Origin of the sequence: Dongshaea marina (genome assembly GCF_003072645.1) — a bacterium.
GTDB lineage: Bacteria > Pseudomonadota > Gammaproteobacteria > Enterobacterales > Aeromonadaceae > Dongshaea > Dongshaea marina.
Window position 1 is genome coordinate 71,984 of sequence record NZ_CP028897.1, and the last position, 16,168, is coordinate 88,151.

Annotated in this window: 11 protein-coding genes and 3 pseudogenes; 3 read left to right on the plus strand and 11 right to left on the minus strand. The window is 51.2% G+C overall.

The window, feature by feature from the left end; genetic code table 11:
• Positions 1 to 47 precede the first annotated feature (47 nt).
• Positions 48 to 1,118: an amidohydrolase family protein gene (locus tag DB847_RS00360; RefSeq protein WP_199911674.1), complete on the plus strand. Its 1,071-nt coding sequence runs from the start codon at positions 48 to 50 to the stop codon at positions 1,116 to 1,118.
• Positions 1,119 to 1,130: 12 nt separating this feature from the next.
• Here the strand turns inward: DB847_RS00360 and DB847_RS00365 are convergent, their stop codons facing one another.
• Together DB847_RS00365 and DB847_RS00370 are read right to left on the minus strand one after the other, a co-directional pair.
• Positions 1,131 to 1,556: a SufE family protein gene (locus tag DB847_RS00365; RefSeq protein WP_234418473.1), complete on the minus strand. Its 426-nt coding sequence runs from the start codon at positions 1,554 to 1,556 to the stop codon at positions 1,131 to 1,133.
• An 8-nt stretch (positions 1,557 to 1,564) separates the two neighbouring features.
• The gene (locus DB847_RS00370) at positions 1,565 to 2,782 is read right to left on the minus strand and encodes an aminotransferase class V-fold PLP-dependent enzyme (protein ID WP_108648930.1); all 1,218 of its coding nucleotides are present in this window, start codon (positions 2,780 to 2,782) and stop codon (positions 1,565 to 1,567) included.
• A gap of 123 nt (positions 2,783 to 2,905) precedes the next feature.
• On the opposite strand from DB847_RS00370, the pseudogene rep reads away from it, so the two are divergent.
• Both rep and DB847_RS00380 read left to right on the plus strand, forming a co-directional pair.
• A pseudogene (gene rep / locus DB847_RS00375) lies at positions 2,906 to 4,919 on the plus strand (DNA helicase Rep).
• Between the two features lie 124 nt (positions 4,920 to 5,043).
• Complete coding sequence (locus DB847_RS00380; protein ID WP_108648931.1) at positions 5,044 to 5,244, plus strand: YqaE/Pmp3 family membrane protein; 201 nt, start codon at positions 5,044 to 5,046, stop codon at positions 5,242 to 5,244.
• Between the two features lie 30 nt (positions 5,245 to 5,274).
• Here the strand turns inward: DB847_RS00380 and DB847_RS00385 are convergent, their stop codons facing one another.
• The 9 genes and pseudogenes from DB847_RS00385 to DB847_RS00425 form a co-directional block, all read right to left on the minus strand.
• Positions 5,275 to 5,451: an alternative ribosome-rescue factor A gene (locus tag DB847_RS00385; protein WP_108648932.1), complete on the minus strand. Its 177-nt coding sequence runs from the start codon at positions 5,449 to 5,451 to the stop codon at positions 5,275 to 5,277.
• A gap of 1,092 nt (positions 5,452 to 6,543) precedes the next feature.
• Positions 6,544 to 7,089: a DUF2799 domain-containing protein gene (locus DB847_RS00390; RefSeq protein ID WP_108648933.1), complete on the minus strand. Its 546-nt coding sequence runs from the start codon at positions 7,087 to 7,089 to the stop codon at positions 6,544 to 6,546.
• A 585-nt stretch (positions 7,090 to 7,674) separates the two neighbouring features.
• Positions 7,675 to 7,983, minus strand: coding sequence for a hypothetical protein (locus DB847_RS00395; protein WP_108648934.1), 309 nt, complete (start codon positions 7,981 to 7,983; stop codon positions 7,675 to 7,677).
• Between the two features lie 83 nt (positions 7,984 to 8,066).
• Positions 8,067 to 8,285, minus strand: a complete 219-nt coding sequence (locus DB847_RS00400) for a helix-turn-helix domain-containing protein (RefSeq protein ID WP_108648935.1) — start codon at positions 8,283 to 8,285, stop codon at positions 8,067 to 8,069.
• A gap of 10 nt (positions 8,286 to 8,295) precedes the next feature.
• Positions 8,296 to 8,832, minus strand: a complete 537-nt coding sequence (locus tag DB847_RS00405) for a DUF2975 domain-containing protein (RefSeq protein WP_108648936.1) — start codon at positions 8,830 to 8,832, stop codon at positions 8,296 to 8,298.
• A 228-nt stretch (positions 8,833 to 9,060) separates the two neighbouring features.
• On the minus strand, positions 9,061 to 11,040 hold the full coding sequence (locus DB847_RS00410) for an exoribonuclease II (protein WP_108648937.1): 1,980 nt from the start codon (positions 11,038 to 11,040) through the stop codon (positions 9,061 to 9,063).
• A gap of 120 nt (positions 11,041 to 11,160) precedes the next feature.
• Positions 11,161 to 14,260, minus strand: a pseudogene (locus tag DB847_RS00415) (multidrug efflux RND transporter permease subunit).
• A 14-nt stretch (positions 14,261 to 14,274) separates the two neighbouring features.
• Positions 14,275 to 15,395, minus strand: a pseudogene (locus DB847_RS00420) (efflux RND transporter periplasmic adaptor subunit).
• Positions 15,392 to 15,988 (minus strand): TetR/AcrR family transcriptional regulator, encoded by a 597-nt coding sequence (locus tag DB847_RS00425; protein ID WP_108648938.1) that lies wholly within the window; start codon positions 15,986 to 15,988, stop codon positions 15,392 to 15,394. The pseudogene DB847_RS00420 and the gene DB847_RS00425 overlap by 4 nt, the downstream one beginning before the upstream one ends.
• Positions 15,989 to 16,168: the final 180 nt, after the last annotated feature.

Here is a 16,168-nt window from a genome sequence, read left to right on the forward strand (position 1 = left end):
GATAGATACAGGGCTGCTGATTTAGCCTGGGCCCAGGGAGATTTTTCATGTTAAAGAATCTGATGCTTGGTGAGCACAAAGTCGTATCAAGGTCTCTATCCAGTGTGTTGGTTCTCCTGTTGTCCCTGGCTCCGGTGGGGGCTGAGGCTTATGAGGGTAGCTATGCAGATGCAGAAGTGCACATGGTCGATTTTTTTCAACGAACCCAGGGTGCTAAGCAGCTGATTGCCAATATGGATAGAGCCCGGATCACGGATGCGATCGTGTTTGGCTTGCCGGTTGTCAAAAAATGGAGCCTGTCCGAGCCTAAGCAGCCTAGGTATGTGTTTGGCGATGACTCTCCTGTTTATTACTACGGGATGACCGATGAGATTGTAGCCAGAGAGGTTGAGTCGCTGCCGCCTCGACAGAGGCAGCGTTTACACCCTTTCATCAATGGCTTTAACCCCACGGATCAGAACGCTGTGGAGCATATTGAGCGGATGCTCAAGTGGCGTCCGGGATTTTGGCAGGGGATCGGAGAGGTATTAACCCGCCACGATAGCCTGACTGCCCTAACCGAGGGTGAGCAAGCCAGGGCCGATCATCCGGCTATGATGAAGGTCTACCAGCTGGCCGCGCGCTACGATCTACCGGTGATTGTACACTCCAACATCACTTCCGAGCGGGAGCGCTCCCCTCTTTATCTGGGGGAGATTGAGAATGCGCTGAAGGGTAATCCAAAGACACGTATTATCTGGGCTCATGCCGGAGCCAGTAATACCTTGCTGCGTCGCCAAAGCCTGGATTTTGTGCTCCCCGAGCTTCGCCAGTTGCTCGAGCGCTACCCGAATCTGTATGTCCTGGGCTCATGGAGCCTTAGGGACCTGATGATCCCCGAGGAGGGCAAGGCCGATCCGCAGTGGATTCAACTGATCAAAGATTATCCGGATCGTTTTATGCTGGGCTCGGATCTGGTTGGAACCTTTAAAAATTTAGCAAAGGCGTTGCATGGCTGGGATCCTGTCTTAGATCATTTGCCAGCAAGCATCGCTGAAAAGGTGGCGCAGACCAACATGCTGAAGCTGCTGTCAGAGGCGGAACAAACCGCGGCAACTCCCGTTAAAAAGAGAAGCTGAGCCGCACCTTTATTAGTGCGCGGTTTGAACTTGCTGATAGATCGCTTCAATCATGGCGTTGAGGCCATTGCCCCGGGAGGGACTGAGCTGCTGGCGTAATCCGAGTTGCTCAATATAGCTATGCATATCGAAGCTTAGGATCTGTTGTGAGCTTCTTTGGTTGAGAGGAGCTAGCACCACGGCGATCAAGCCCCGCACGATGCGAGCCTCACTGTCTGCACTCAGTTGCCATAATCCCTGTTCATCCGTCTGGCAATGCAGCCAGGCGGCACTTTCGCAGCCATGAACTCGACAGGCATCGGTTTTATATTTTTCCTCCAGAGGTGGAAGAGCTTTTCCTAACAGGATCAGCTGTCGCAAGCGCTGCTCAGGGGTTTTGGCATCGGCAAACTGCTCGAGGATCTGTTGGGGATCAGGGAGGGAATTTGGCTGGCTCATCATGGCTCCTAAAAATAATCCTTTAGCTGACGCAGACCTTCTACAAGATGATCGATCTCCTGATGCTGATTATAGAAGCTCATCGAGGCCCGGACTGTCCCGGATAAGCCAAGGGCACTGAGAAGAGGCATGGCACAGTGGTGGCCGACCCGTACCGCGATCCCCTGCATATCCAGCAACATGCCAACATCCTGAGGGTGGATTTTATCCAGAGTGAATGAAATCGAGCCGCTCTGTCCTTTGGTTGGATTGATAAGCTGTAGTCCATCGACACTTCTGAGTTGCTGCTTGGCATAATCCATCAGCTCCCGTTCATGCTGCATTCTTTGGTAGGAGTCATGAGACTCAAAGTAGTCGACTGCGGTTGACAGGGCCACTGCTCCGGCGATGTTCGGCGTTCCGGCTTCAAACTTAAAAGGCAGTGCAGCAAAGGTGGTTTCTTCAAAGCTGACACTTTCGATCATCTCGCCACCACTTTGCCAGGGGGGCATCTGCTCCAAAAACTCCTGGCGACCATAGAGCACCCCAATACCCGTTGGACCAAACAGCTTATGGCCGGAGAAGGCATAGAAATCACAATCGAGATCCTGAACATCAATGGGAGTATGGGCAACGGCCTGAGCTCCATCGATCAGGACGGTTGCTCCGGCTTTTTTCGCCAGCCAGCAGATCTCCATGACTGGATTTACAACCCCCAGGGCGTTAGAAATATGGTTGATGGCAACCAGCTTGGTTCTTGGAGTCAGGAGCTTGCCAAAGGCGCCGAGATCCAGCTCTCCGGCAGCAGTGAGAGGGATCACCTTAATCAGGGCTCCCTTGCGCTTAGCCAGCTGCTGCCAGGGAACGATATTGGCGTGATGTTCCAGGACACTGAGGATAATCTCATCTCCCGCCTGGATATTCTCATCCCCCCAGCTTTGTGCGACCAGGTTGATCGCCTCTGTGGTGCCCCGGGTCCAGACGATCTCCTTGCTGGAGCTGGCATTGATAAAGCGGGCCAGTCGCTCCCTGGAGGCCTCGAATCGTTCGGTTGCCCGGGCACTCAGGAGGTGTGAGGCTCGGTGAACATTGCCATTACTGGTTTGGTAAAACTGCTCAATGGCCTCAATGACCGATTTCGGTTTGTGGGTAGTGGCAGCGTTATCCAGATAGATCAGAGGTTTTTCGTTATGGCAGAGGGCCAGAGCGGGAAAATCGGCCCGTACTTTATCAAGATCAAAATGCATTATCTGTTTCCGATTTGCTAGCTGTGGAAGATCCTTAATCATCTGGAGTCAGAGTGCAAGGTAAAACCCATGTCATTTGTGGATAGTCAGTGTACAATGCTCGACCCATCAGAGGAGAGGTCGATGAAACTCAATCCAGCACAATCGGAAGCCGTTCATTTTGTTTCGGGACCATGCCTGGTTCTGGCTGGTGCCGGTAGTGGTAAGACCCGGGTGATCACCAATAAGATCGAATACCTGGTCAAGCAGTGTGACTATAAACCACGCCAGATCACGGCGGTGACCTTTACCAATAAGGCCGCCCGAGAAATGAAAGAGCGGGTCGGCCAATTGCTGGGACGCAAACTGTCCCGTGGCCTTCAGGTATCGACCTTTCATGCTCTGGGTCTGAATATTGTGCGCCGGGAACACAAGTCGCTTGGCCTGAAACCCAACTTCTCCTTGTTTGATGAGACCGATCAGATGGCTCTGTTGAAGGAGCTTACCGATGAGGTGCTGCAGGGCGATAAGGATAAGTTACAGCAGCTGGTGGGGGCGATCTCCTCCTGGAAAGATAAGCTGGTGACCCCCAAACAGGCGATCGCCCAGGCTCAGGATGCCGAGCAGGCGCAGTTTGCTCAGTTTTATGAGAGTTATCGCCGGCATATGCAGGCTTATAATGCGCTGGATTTCGACGATCTGATCTTCTGCCCGACACTTCTTCTGAAAGAGAATGAAGAGGTGCGCAGCCGCTGGCAGCAGAGGATCCGTTACCTGCTGGTGGATGAATATCAGGATACCAGTACCAGCCAGTACGAGATGGTGAAGTCTCTGGTGGGAGAGCGCTCACGCTTTACCGTAGTGGGAGATGACGATCAGTCCATCTACTCCTGGCGAGGCGCTCAGCCCGAGAACCTAGGCTTGTTAAAGAAGGACTTTCCGGCACTTAAGGTGATCATGCTGGAGCAAAACTACCGTTCTAAAGAGCGGATCCTCAAATCGGCCAACATATTGATCGCCAATAACCCGCACCTGTTCGATAAGAAGCTGTTCTCGGCGCTCGATTACGGCGACCCGCTCAAGGTGTTGTTTGCCAACAACGAGATGCATGAGGCAGAGAGGGTGGTGGCCGAGATCATCGGCCATAAGTTTATCAATCGTAGTGAATACAAGGATTATGCGATTCTCTATCGCAGCAACCACCTGGCGCGTAACTTTGAAAAGGTACTGGTAGCAAATCGGATCCCTTACCGAATGAGCGGTGGCACCTCCTTTTTCTCCCGTACCGAGATCAAGGATGTGATGGCTTACCTGCGGCTATTGGTCAACCCGGACGATGACAATGCATTCCTGAGAATCGTCAATGTGCCGCGCCGTGAAATCGGCCCAACCACCCTGGAGAAGCTGGGTAACTACGCCAACCTGCGAGGCAAGAGCCTGTTTGCTGCGAGTTTTGAACTTGGCCTGGAGCAACACCTCAGTGGGCGTGGCCTTGAGGCGTTGCGGCGCTTTTGTGAATGGGTGGTGCGTCTGGGGGACAACGCCGAGCGTGGCAACACGGTCGAGGTAGTTCGGGATTTCATTCGCGAGAGTGACTACGAACAGTGGCTCTATGAGAGCAGTGCCAGCCCAAAGGCTGCCGAGATGCGGATGCAGAATGTCTCGACCCTGTTCGGTTGGATCAAGAGCATGCTCGAGGGGATGAGCTGGAAGAGCCGATGACCCTGCCACAGGTGGTGTCCCGTCTGATGCTTCGCGACATGATGGAGCGTAACGAAGATGATGGTGAGGGAGATCAGGTTCAGTTGATGACCCTGCATGCCTCTAAGGGCTGGAGTTTCCCTATGTATTTATGGTGGGAATGGAGGAGGGGATCCTGCCTCACCAGACCAGTATCGATGAAGAGAACATCGAGGAGGAGCGGCGCCTTGCTTACGTGGGGATCACCCGGGCCCAGCGCGAGCTGATTTTTACCCTGAGCAGGGAGCGCCGTCAGTACGGGGATGCAATTAAGCCAGAGCCGAGCCGTTTTCTGCATGAGCTTCCACAGCAGGATCTCCTCTGGGAGCAGCAAAAACAGAAGGTAAGCGCCGAGCAGCGTCAGCAGAGGGCGCAGCAGGGGGTTGCGGGCTTGCGGGCGATGCTGGGTAAAAATTAATAGCCCCAGGGTGCGACAACTTTTTTGGGGAGCTCAGGCTTTAGGTTATTCTTAAACCATCTGCAACTGTTGGCTGCTTGAGTTGTCTTACTGTAAGACACTGGCTGCCGTTAGAGGGTTTAACATGCGTTTGCTGCTCGCAATTTTTCTGCCGTTTATCCTGTTTTTTACCATAGGACGACCGATCGCCGGGATCATCTGCCTGATCCTGCAGATCGCTTTGATTGGCTGGATACCTGCTGCGCTATGGGCTGTCTATGCCTTGTCTCAGTACAAGACAGACCAAAAGCTGCGTCAGGCGGGCTGGTCTGGTGGAATTCGCTAAATGGGGACAGGAGTCCGTGATTAAGCCAGCTCAGGCAGCAAGCTTAAGCCCGGACTCCCAGCCCTTGTGGTGCTTGAGCTTGCGCCGGTAGCTCCCCTTGCCCTTGCTATTGTGCTCAATGCGTTGGGCAAATAGCGGGTCGCTGACCAGTGCCTTGAGGTGGTTGTCTTTTATCTTGCCTCGCCGATGGGCGTATTTAGAACTCATCATTTTATCCTGTTTTGTTGACTTGAAATTGAAGCCGAATTGCTCGGCCTCAAAAGCTTACCCTGATCTTATCAGAGTGCAAGTTTTGCTGAGATGGCGAAGTTTACGTGTCGTGTTTTATAACACAGAACCATCCCTGGATCGGATGGACTCTCATATTGCAGCCCTGAAGGGTCGAAGTGTTTGATGAGAGGATATAAGCAACGCAGGCTGCGATCAGAATAAAAAAGATCAAGGTTGCAATGATGGTCGCAAATCGTTTGCTGAGCATGTTTTCTCCTTTTAATCCCGATGACTCGGGGCTAATAGCCGTCAGGCTAGTTTCTTCCTTGAATTTGGTGTAGTTGTAGTGAAATACCTGAACCTTGACTAATAACCAGTGAACGGTTTTTCTTTTAAAGTCTTGTAATTAGATTCTCCTTACAGTTATTTCTTCCTATAACATTAGGCTCCAGTGAGTCTCTTTTATCTGTTGATTCATATCAAATCGTTAATTTAATTCCTCCTGTAATCTGTAAATACACCTTAGATTGCCATGGTTAATGTTTTTTTCATAGTGTGAGTTATGAATGGAATTAAAAACTAATGGCTCATGAGTGTGCGAGATGTGTTTTAAATAAGAGTTCTCCGATGAGACTATTAGTAATTAATCATAAGCTTGGATTGATAATTGGGATTAATTGCTAAATGATGAAATTTCTATTCACTACCGATGGGGTTTGGCATCAGCGACACAGGAGATGTGGTTTCCGTGAAAGGTTGGATGGCTGAGATCGATCCAACCTCTGTATTGCCGACAAACTACCATCCCCCGCATTACGGTTATGTCTCAGATCCGTTTCTCATACAAAGGTGTACTGATTTCAAGGTCACCAACCTTCTGTCGCAGGGGGAAGCTTCAAAGAAGCGAAACGAGAGGTAGGATACCGAACTGGAAGAGGGTATCAGGGATGATAGCCGGGGCAGCAGAGGTTCCATGGACGGATACACACCGTGTTGGTGAGACGTGAAATCAGACATCAACAACAGATGTGAAACACGACCCGCATTACTATGCTTAAGCTACCACGGGAGAGCCTCCCGCAGGTTTAGTTAAAGGTTGATATGGATGTTGTATTTAGGGAGCAGCATATCATCCAGCTCACGATTGAGGCGATCGCGCTCCTGCTGTAGATTGGCTCGCTCATCTCGTAATGCATTGTGATCGGTTGTTGAATCATTCAGTTGATCGCGGATCTGAGCAAGGCGGGTATCGATGACGCTGATCCGCTCTTGAATTTCCTGTTTACGCTGCTCTAAGCGATACTCCGCAAGACCGCGCTGGTAGTTTTTATAAAATGCATCGCTCTCACAGACTCCATGGTACTCTTCTCCAGCTTTACCAACCCGATAGCCGTTCGCCGGATCGCAAAAGAAGGTGAGTCCATAGTCATACTCTTTTTGCCATTGGGCCTGATTCACACCTGCCCCATACTCCTGGCACTGCTTGATATAGCCATGGATGGTATCGGCAGGTTTACCCTGCTGGCCATCCTCAAGGCCGATATTACTCCAGTTGGCAGTGAGGCAATCATCTTTACTCATGCTGCTACAGCCAGTGAGTAGGGCAAGCAGGATAAGAGGGAGTATGAGGCGCATGATCTTTAATCTTAGGTAATAAATAAAATAAGTTTACACTATTGAATGCTTGTTCTTTTGGTTTTTGTTTAAATTTTCGGATTTTGCTGTATTAGGAGAAGTAAATCTAAGGAAATTTTAAGCAAGCCTGGGTTGGGACCGCAGATTATTTTCTATATCTGCAGCACCATGCTAGACGCATCTGAAGGTCAATAGTTCCTCATTATCAAATCGGTCTCAAAAGAGATAAATTTAGGCTATAAAAAGCCTGCCACCATTTTTGTGTCATGAATCAACTGAGGAGTGAGTTGTTCCTTGTGGTTGATGATTAAGGGTTTCTTACCTCCCTTGCGCATACAGAAATCGTTCGCTTTTCTGAGTGAACCATCAAGTACTTCGTTTTCGGATGAGGCGATCGCTACCATAGAATAGGTTCTGTCTTGCTCGGGAAATATGCTGGTATGCAAGGAGGTGCAAGCTGACAGGCCTGGCAGACCGAGAACCCATAATACGCAGGATAAGAGTAATCGCATGACAGATGCACCGAGACAATTTGCCTTGATGAGGGCTCCACCTGTGAGTCAGGAGAAGCCGGGTATAGATGAGTTAACCCTGTTTGGGGGCTGAGGGCTCGCCGCAACTAATAGTCAAACTACCATCACTTTTTCGGGTAAGTTTAATGACCGTTTGTGCGCTGTCTTTGCCCTCGGGGAGGTAGACGGCACAATGCTTAAACGAGGCAACAGTCATATCGGTCAGGGTTGAATCAGGGTAACTCTTATTAATATCCCCCTTATAGACCTCAATCTTGGCGATTCGTGCCAGTACCTGTTTTTTCTCGGCAGCAAAGGAGCTGCTGCTAAATGCCAGAGTGGATATTGCAATAATCCCTGCTGCCATGATTAATTTTTTCATCTTGTTGTCCTTTCGGTATCAATGAGGCTCTTCGAGCGTGAAGTCGATAGATACTCGCTTTGCATATCTGCGACGATTGGGCTTCAGGAGTTGGGTGCGGATTCCTCAAAACCCAGAATATCCCCGGGCTGACAATCCAGGGCCTTGCAGAGAGCCTCCAGGGTTGAGAAGCGAACCGCCTTGGCTTTACCATTTTTTAGGATCGACAGGTTTTGCTCGGTGATCCCTATCAGCTTGGCCAGCTCTTTGGAACGCATCTTTCGCTGGGCCATGACCACATCGAGGTTAATAATGATTGGCATCTGAACTCCCTTAAATGGTCAGGTTATTTTCATCATTGATGCGATGTGCCCGCTGCATCACATGAGCAATGATCAACACCAAAAAGCCATAGACAATATTGATGAGATCGGTGCCGGTTAGGCTGAGAGTGAGTAAGCGATGGCCCGGAGGGTTATTTAGTGAAACCACCAGGGTCAAGAGTGTGCTCGATACTATTCCTCCTATCACCCAAACGAACATGCTGTATCCGAGCTTTTGATAGCGGTTTGCATTGGTCAAAGAGAATACTTCACCCCGCTCATAGCTGCGAAACAGGCTGATGAGCTGGTGCAGGGCAAACATGATGATGGCAACCGGGATCAGGCATACCACGAATGCCAGAACTCTGATACCCAGTGTCAATGGAGCCAGCATCACATCGCTAAAATCGATGGGGATGAACTGAGAATAGTAATCCAGGGGAGTATGGTAGCTGCCCCAGAACAGCATCATCACCAGGGGGGTGACCCAGAACAGGATCTGGAACAGGATACGAAATTTTCGGGCACTCACTTCGAGCTTAGACATGGGTAGCACTCCAATCTTGAGGTGGGATCAAGATAGCATAGATTAAATGATGATCAATAATAAATTATCGAAAAACGATAAAAATGGATATTGTTAGCTTTAGGGCTGGTTAAACTCGGGAGTAGGGAGTCGCGGGTATAAAATGGCGGGCTTGGAAGAACACTACTTTTGCCAAAGAAAAAGCCGATGCGTTTGCATCGGCTTTGCTGTTGGATGGTCCATGGGGCATCAAACTGCCTCGGTCTCCTCGAGCTTCTGATGGCTAACCTTGATAGGGCTGGCCAGCTTGGCCAGCAGGTTACGACTCTGCTCATCGGCCTTGCTGATCTGGACCTGAAGTGGATCTCCTAAGCGCAGCAACTCTTTGTCATCATGCAGCAGGCGACCACTGTCCCGGCAGAACTTGAGCTCTTTATGAGACTTACTGACCTGAGCTGCGGGGATGAAGGCAAAGGCACCGATCTCTTTGAGGATGACCCGGATCCCTGCGCGATTGATATCAAAGATCTCCGCTTCAAATGTATTTCCCTGCTCTATGTGTGGCTGCAGATAGCGGCAGTAGAGGCGATCATTGACCTCCCGTTCGGCCTGGCGTTGCACTCTGCGACGATCACTGATGTGATCCGCCAGCTCAGCGGAGATCTTTGCGGGGGTCTGTTGATTGACGATCGCTTTGAGCTGACGCTGATTCACCAGATCGCTGTATTTACGAATCGGTGAGGTCCAGGTGGCGTAGCTCTCAATACCCATCGCCTGATGCGCTGTTGAGCTAAGAGAAACCAGACTTGGTGCCTGATGGCGGCGCAGCCGAAGATCCAGATACTGATCAGGGTGCTGGCTCAGGTGACGGCGGACCCTGGCAAAGCTCTCGGGCTCTTCAAGCTGTCCGGGCTCCAGTGGTAGATCGGATTGCTGAAGTAGCGTAGTTAGCTGCTCAAAGTGATCGGGATTAAATCCGGCGTGACCATTGTAGAAAGCCTGGCAGTCGTGATTTTTCAGGAGATGCCCGGCCATGCTGTTCGCTGCAATCATGGCTTCTTCAACGATACGCTGTGCCGTGCGTCGGTACTTTGCGTGGATCGCAATTACTTCTGCCTGATCATCAAGTTCGAAGCTGTAATCGGGTCGGTCCGGGAAGACCACCTGATTCTCATGGCGCCATGCCAGCCGCTGCAGGGTGCAGCTATCGAGCATCAATAGCTGTTGGCAGATTGCATCATCTCCGGGGGAGGCTGCTGACTCAGGGTTTTCCAGCCAGTCAGAGACCTCATCATAATTAAGGCGGGCCTTTGATTCGATCCACCCCTCAAAGAAGCTTGGTTCAGTGGTAATCGAGCCTGAGGCATCAATAGTCATTTTGCAGCAAAATACTGCCCGACGCTCTCCCTGGTGCAAGGAGCAGTGATCGTCGCTGAGCTCTCTTGGCAACATGGGAACATTTTGCCCCGGAAGATAGAGAGTAAAGGCACGCTTGGCTGCCTCAATATCCAGGGGAGTAGCCGGCGCAATAAAGCTGCCTGGATCGGCGATGGCAACCGTTAGCTCCCAGCCGGTATCGGTCTTTTCGATATACAGGGCATCATCCATGTCCCGGGTTGTGGCGCCATCAATGGTGATAAAAGACAGATCACAGAGATCGATGCGCTGCTGATTTTCTGGCTGTGTGACAGCTTCAGTCAACTCCGGCGCTTTTTCATCCACCTGGTGGCGAGCCAGGGTGGTCTTCCAGGGCGCGAATGGGTCGCTGGCATCAGCAATCTTATGAGTGATCTGGGCAAAGAATCCCTTGTCCCGAAGAGGGTGGCGGGTCAGCTCAGCAACAACCCAGTCACCCTTGTTCAATGTCTCCTGAGCCAAAGCCTTGGCAGGGCGCGATTTAAAGCTCTGCTTAATTTGTGGCTGATCAGGCTGCACGTACAGCTGATCCTTGTTGAGATCCAGCTGTCCGATGAAACGGGTTAATCCCTGTTCGAGCAGAGTGTCAGGCTCAGCCTGCTCACGATCTTTATCGCTGCGGATCAGTGCGGTGATTCGATCACCATGCACGACCTTGCGCATCATGGGTGGGGCAATGAAGTAGCTTTGCTGTGAGTCGGTCTCAAGAAAACCGAAACCACGGTCTGTTGCCCGAACTACACCTTCAACCTGGGGAATGCTTTCGCGCATCTGCTGTTTTAACTGCTGGAGCAGCGGATTATCGTTAAACATTGCTTTGCCTTATTACTGAGTCGAGCTGACTATAAAAGGAACGGTGTAAGAAACCAAGAGTGAATGGTTAATTTATGCAGATTAAAAAGAAAGCGGGCTCTTAATGAGCCCGCTTTTAGGTTAGCTGCTTGGTTTCAGCTCATCCCGAGCATCGGTCACCATCGGAGGTATGCTTTCATCAAACTCCTTCAATGGTTTATGAGACGATGCCAGGTAGGTGTAGATCACCGGCAGAACGAACAGGGTAAACAGGGTCCCGATTCCAAGACCGGCGATGATGGTCAGGCCGATATCGAAACGGCTGACGGCACCCGCGCCACTGGCAAATAGCAGAGGTAACAGGCCGGCGATCATCGCCGCTGTAGTCATTAGTACCGGGCGCAATCTCAGCTGAGCGGCATAGCTCACAGCCTCGATCTTGCTCATTCCATGTTTCATCTGCTCCTCTTTGGCCACCTCACAGATCAGAATACCGTGTTTGGTAATCAGACCCACCAGGGTGACCAAGCCTATCTGGGTATAGATATTCATGGTGGCAAGCCCCCAGGCCAGGGCGATCAAGGCACCACTGATGGCCAATGGTACCGACACCAGGATTACCAGAGGATCGCGCAGGCTCTCAAATTGCGCGGCCAGCACCAGGAAGATGATGATGATGGCGAACACAAAGGTGAAGTAGAGCTTGTTGCCCTCCTGCAGATACTGACGCGACTCACCCAGGTAGTTGGACTGGTAGCCTTTCGGCAGGGTCGGCACTATCTCGTTGTTGAAATAGCTGACCGCTTCACCGATCGAAGTGCCCGGAGCCGGAACCACGGAGATGGTTGCCGAGTTCATCTGGTTAAACTGAGTCAGAACCCGTGGCTTGGAAACCATCTTGATGGTGACCAGGCTGCTCAGGGGATCTGAGTCCCATCTGCGGCCTGCACATAGTAATTTCTCAGTGAACTTGGGTTGAGGCGATCCTTACGCATCACCTGAGGGATCACATCATAGCTGCGACCATCCAGGTTAACCCGGTTGACGTTACCATCACTCATCATGGCAGCCAGGGTGGTACCGATCTGCTGCATGGTCACCCCATAAGCACCGGCCTTGTCCCGGTTGATGTTGACCTCCATGGTTCCGGAATCGTACTTGAGATCCATATCGGCGAACACAAATTGATGGTTGTCGGAGACCTTGGCCAGGACGTTTGCAGCCACTTCAAACAGAGGCTTGTAGTCGTTTGGCGTTGAGATCACAAACTGAACCGGCATCCCGCTGGATGCACCGGGCAGAGTCGGGAACTGGAAGGCAGTAGCCGAGATGCCGGGTATATCCTTGAGCTGTCCATTGGTGATCTTGACCATCTCTTTTTCGCTCTCTTTACGCTGACTCCAGGTTTTAAGAGCGATGACCCCAAGACCCTGGTTGGAGCTAGGCACACCAGACAGGGCGATCACGCTGGCGACGGCATCATGCTTCTTGGCATCATCCGCCACTCTTTCCATGTTGCCCTGGATATAATCCAGATTCGCCGAGTTGGGAGCGTTAGCCATTACCATGTAGGCACCCATATCTTCCGCAGGTGCCAGCTCTGATGGGATAAACTTGAACAGCACCGGCAGCGAGCAGAACACCAGTATGGCGAACACCACGATCACCGGACGATGTTTCATCACCTTTGCCAGAAACGCCGAATACTTATCGGTCAGTTTTTCCTGCAGACCATGGGAGATCCGCTCCAGTCGTCCCGGCTTTTCATTTTGATGGAACAGTTTGGAGCACATCATGGGTGACAGGGTCAGGGCGATGACCCCGGAGATCACAACCGAACCCGCCAGAGTCAGGGCAAACTCTTTAAACAGCGAACCTGTCAGGCCTCCCATCAGGGCAACCGGAGCATAAACCGCAGCCAGGGTGATGGTCATCGAGATGACCGGAACCGCGATCTCCCGGGTACCTATGATGGCGGCCCTAAACGGTGATTCTCCCGCCTTTATATGTCGGTCGATATTTTCAACTACAACGATGGCATCATCCACCACCAGACCGATGGCGAGTACCATGGCCAACAGTGTCATCAGGTTTATCGAGAAGCCGAAGGCCTGCATCAGCAGCACCACCCCGATGAGTGACAGGGGGATGGTGACAACCGGAACTAAAGAGGCCCGAGGCGATCCCATAAACAGCATGATCACCACCAGAACCACCAGGGCTGCTTCGAAGATGGTTTTCTCTACCTCGAAGATCGATTCGCGGATCTGCTCGGTTGAGTCATACATCACCCGCATTTTGATCGCATTTGGCAGGTTGCGCTCAATGGTGGGCAGCAAATCTTTCACCTGAGCTGTGATGTCCAGCGGGTTGGCGGTTGGTGTTGGATCGATCGCCAGGATGACCGCAGACTTACCATCGGCCTGGGCCCGGTAATCATCGGTACTCTTACTCATGGTCACCTTGGCGATATCCCGCAGGTGAACCACAGTGCCATCATGGGTTGCTATGATCAGGTTCTTCAGCTGATCGGCATTGGTTACCTGGGTTTTGGCATCACCGTTATACACGGTGAAATAGCCTGTGATATTACCCGTTGAACTCTGATAGTTATTAGACTTCAGGACATTCAGAACGTCGGTTGCCGACAGGTTGTAAGCAGCCATCCGCTGTGGATCCAGCCAGACCCGCAGGGCAAACTGGGTACCACCGAACAGGTTTACATTGGCAATCCCGTCGATTGCATAGAACTGGGGCTGAACCACCCGCTCCAGGTAGTCGGTGATCTCCGGAGAGCTCAGGGTATCACTGCTAAAGGCGATATACTCCAGCGAGGTGGTATCACCGGTCGACATGCTGACCGTTGGATCTTCGGCATCCTCGGGAAGCTTGTAACGAACCGAGTTCACCTTGGCCAATACATCGGCCAGAGCTGCTTCCGGGTTGGTGTTGAGCTTCATCTGCGCCGTGATGGTGGATACACCGGGAGCACTGGTCGAGGTCATGAAGTCGATGCCATCGGCTTGGGCGACCGCCTGGCCCAGGGGCTGAGTGATCGCCCCTGGATGTTTTCAGAGCTGGCACCCGGATAGCTGGTGGTGACCGTCACCACTGTACTGGTGATTTTTGGGTACTGGCGCACCTGCATCTTGGTGATCGCCTGCACCCCCAGCAGTAGGATCAGCGCACTGATCGCAACCGCCAGTATTGGGCGCTTGATAAAAATATCGGTAAAACGCATTAGCCTCTCCCGCCTTAAAGCATCGGAATTGAGTCAGGTTTTGCCAAAGTGTCGTCTTTGACGATGCGCACATGGCTACCATTACTCAGGCGAACCTGGCCCGAGGTGACCACCATGTCTCCAGCCTTGACGCCTGAGGCAATACGCGCGTCATTGCCCTTACGCTCGGCAACCTTCACCAGTACCTGATGTGCTTGCAGATAATCTTTACCATCCTTACCCTTGGCCTCTTTGAGTACGAACAGGGTTTGTCCATAGAGGTTAAAGCTGATCGCATTTTGTGGAACCAGGATCTGATCTTTGAGAACCGGAAGCTTTACCGCAACCTGGGCAAACATGCCAGAGACCAGTTTGCCATCGGTATTGGGGATCCCGGCCTGAACTGAGACCACACCACTCTGCTTATTCACCGCAGGCTCGATAGCACTGATGGTGCCGTTAAACGGGTGGTTCGGATAGGAATCGACTGTCACCTGCAGTGGCTGGTCAAGATGAATTTTGGAGATATCGGTTTGTGGCACACTGAAGTTAATGCGCATGATCTTGTTATCTTCCAGGCGGACGATATTGGTACCGGCACTCAGGTACTCACCCAGGAAGACGTTACGGATCCCGACCACTCCATCAAAGGGAGCGCGAATATTACGCTGAGCAACTTCGGCCTTGTATGATTCGATGGTTCCCAGCAAAGACTCGTAATCGGACTTCGCCTGATCCAGATCGTTTTGAGAGACGGAGCCCTTACGGTACAGGCGCTGCATCCGCTGATAGTTAGCCTTGGTTGCAGGAAGCTTGCCCTGGGCACTCTGCAGGTTACCCTCCTGAATCGAAGAGTCCAGCTTGATCAGTAGTTGACCTTTTTGAACCAGCTGGCCCGACTTAAACAGGATATGGGTTACCTTGCCTGCAACCTCGTTGCTGACATCCACCCCTGATTCGGTTGGATAAAACCGATCGCATCAATGGTAGGTTTCCAGTCACTCTCTTTCAAAGTAATGGCTGTCACTGGATCGGTTTGGACCGGCATGTTGGCCAGGTACTTGGCAATTTCGTGCTGCTTAAACAGGTTAAACCCGATCACGCTGCCAAAAAAGACAACGATAATAAGCAGCATGATAGCCATCCACTTTTTCATAATCCTAACTCCTGAGTTGTATGGGGGTGGCGATTACAAATGGTTTCCCAGGTGATCTCGATCACCTGTTGTTTTAATTCTTCGGTCAGCTCAAGCTCGTGCTGATGATGAAGTTTTACTGTATTGGCGGCTGAGCCAAGACTAAGCTCAACCAATAGCCGAATCGGTAGCGGCTTGAACACCTTCGACTCCACGCCATGCTCGTATAGTGCGACAATGGGAGCGAAGATCTCCTCCTGTATCTGTTGCTCTCTGGCATCATTAAAGTAGGGAGAATTCTCAAACTGGGCCCGATAAGCAAAGTGATCCGGATCCTGGAGCAGATGTTCACAACAGTTGAGCCATAACAGCTTATACTGCTCAAACATAGAGGCTTTCGGATCGTGATTGTGCAGCAGGTTTTCTGCTGCGTTATGCATAAGCTGAATATGCAGGGAACGAAGCAGGTCATCTTTATTGTCGAAATAACGATAGATGGTGCCGGCAGCTACTCCGGCTGCATTGGCGACCATTTTCATCGATAGTCCGGCGATTCCATGCTGGGCGATCAGTTTTTTTGTTGCATCAAAGATGGCTTGTTTTTTATCGGACATCTCAATGGTTACGATCGTGAATGAATGTTCATTCACTAAATTTTAGGAGGTATGACCTCCAAGTCAAGATTAAAGTGGTTAAATTTTGACGACACTTGCTGGATAGAGGCTGAATAGCAGGAAAAGAGCGAGTTCGTGGGGCATTTTTGGCCAGTTGGCCGTAAAATTATATTTTTTGAA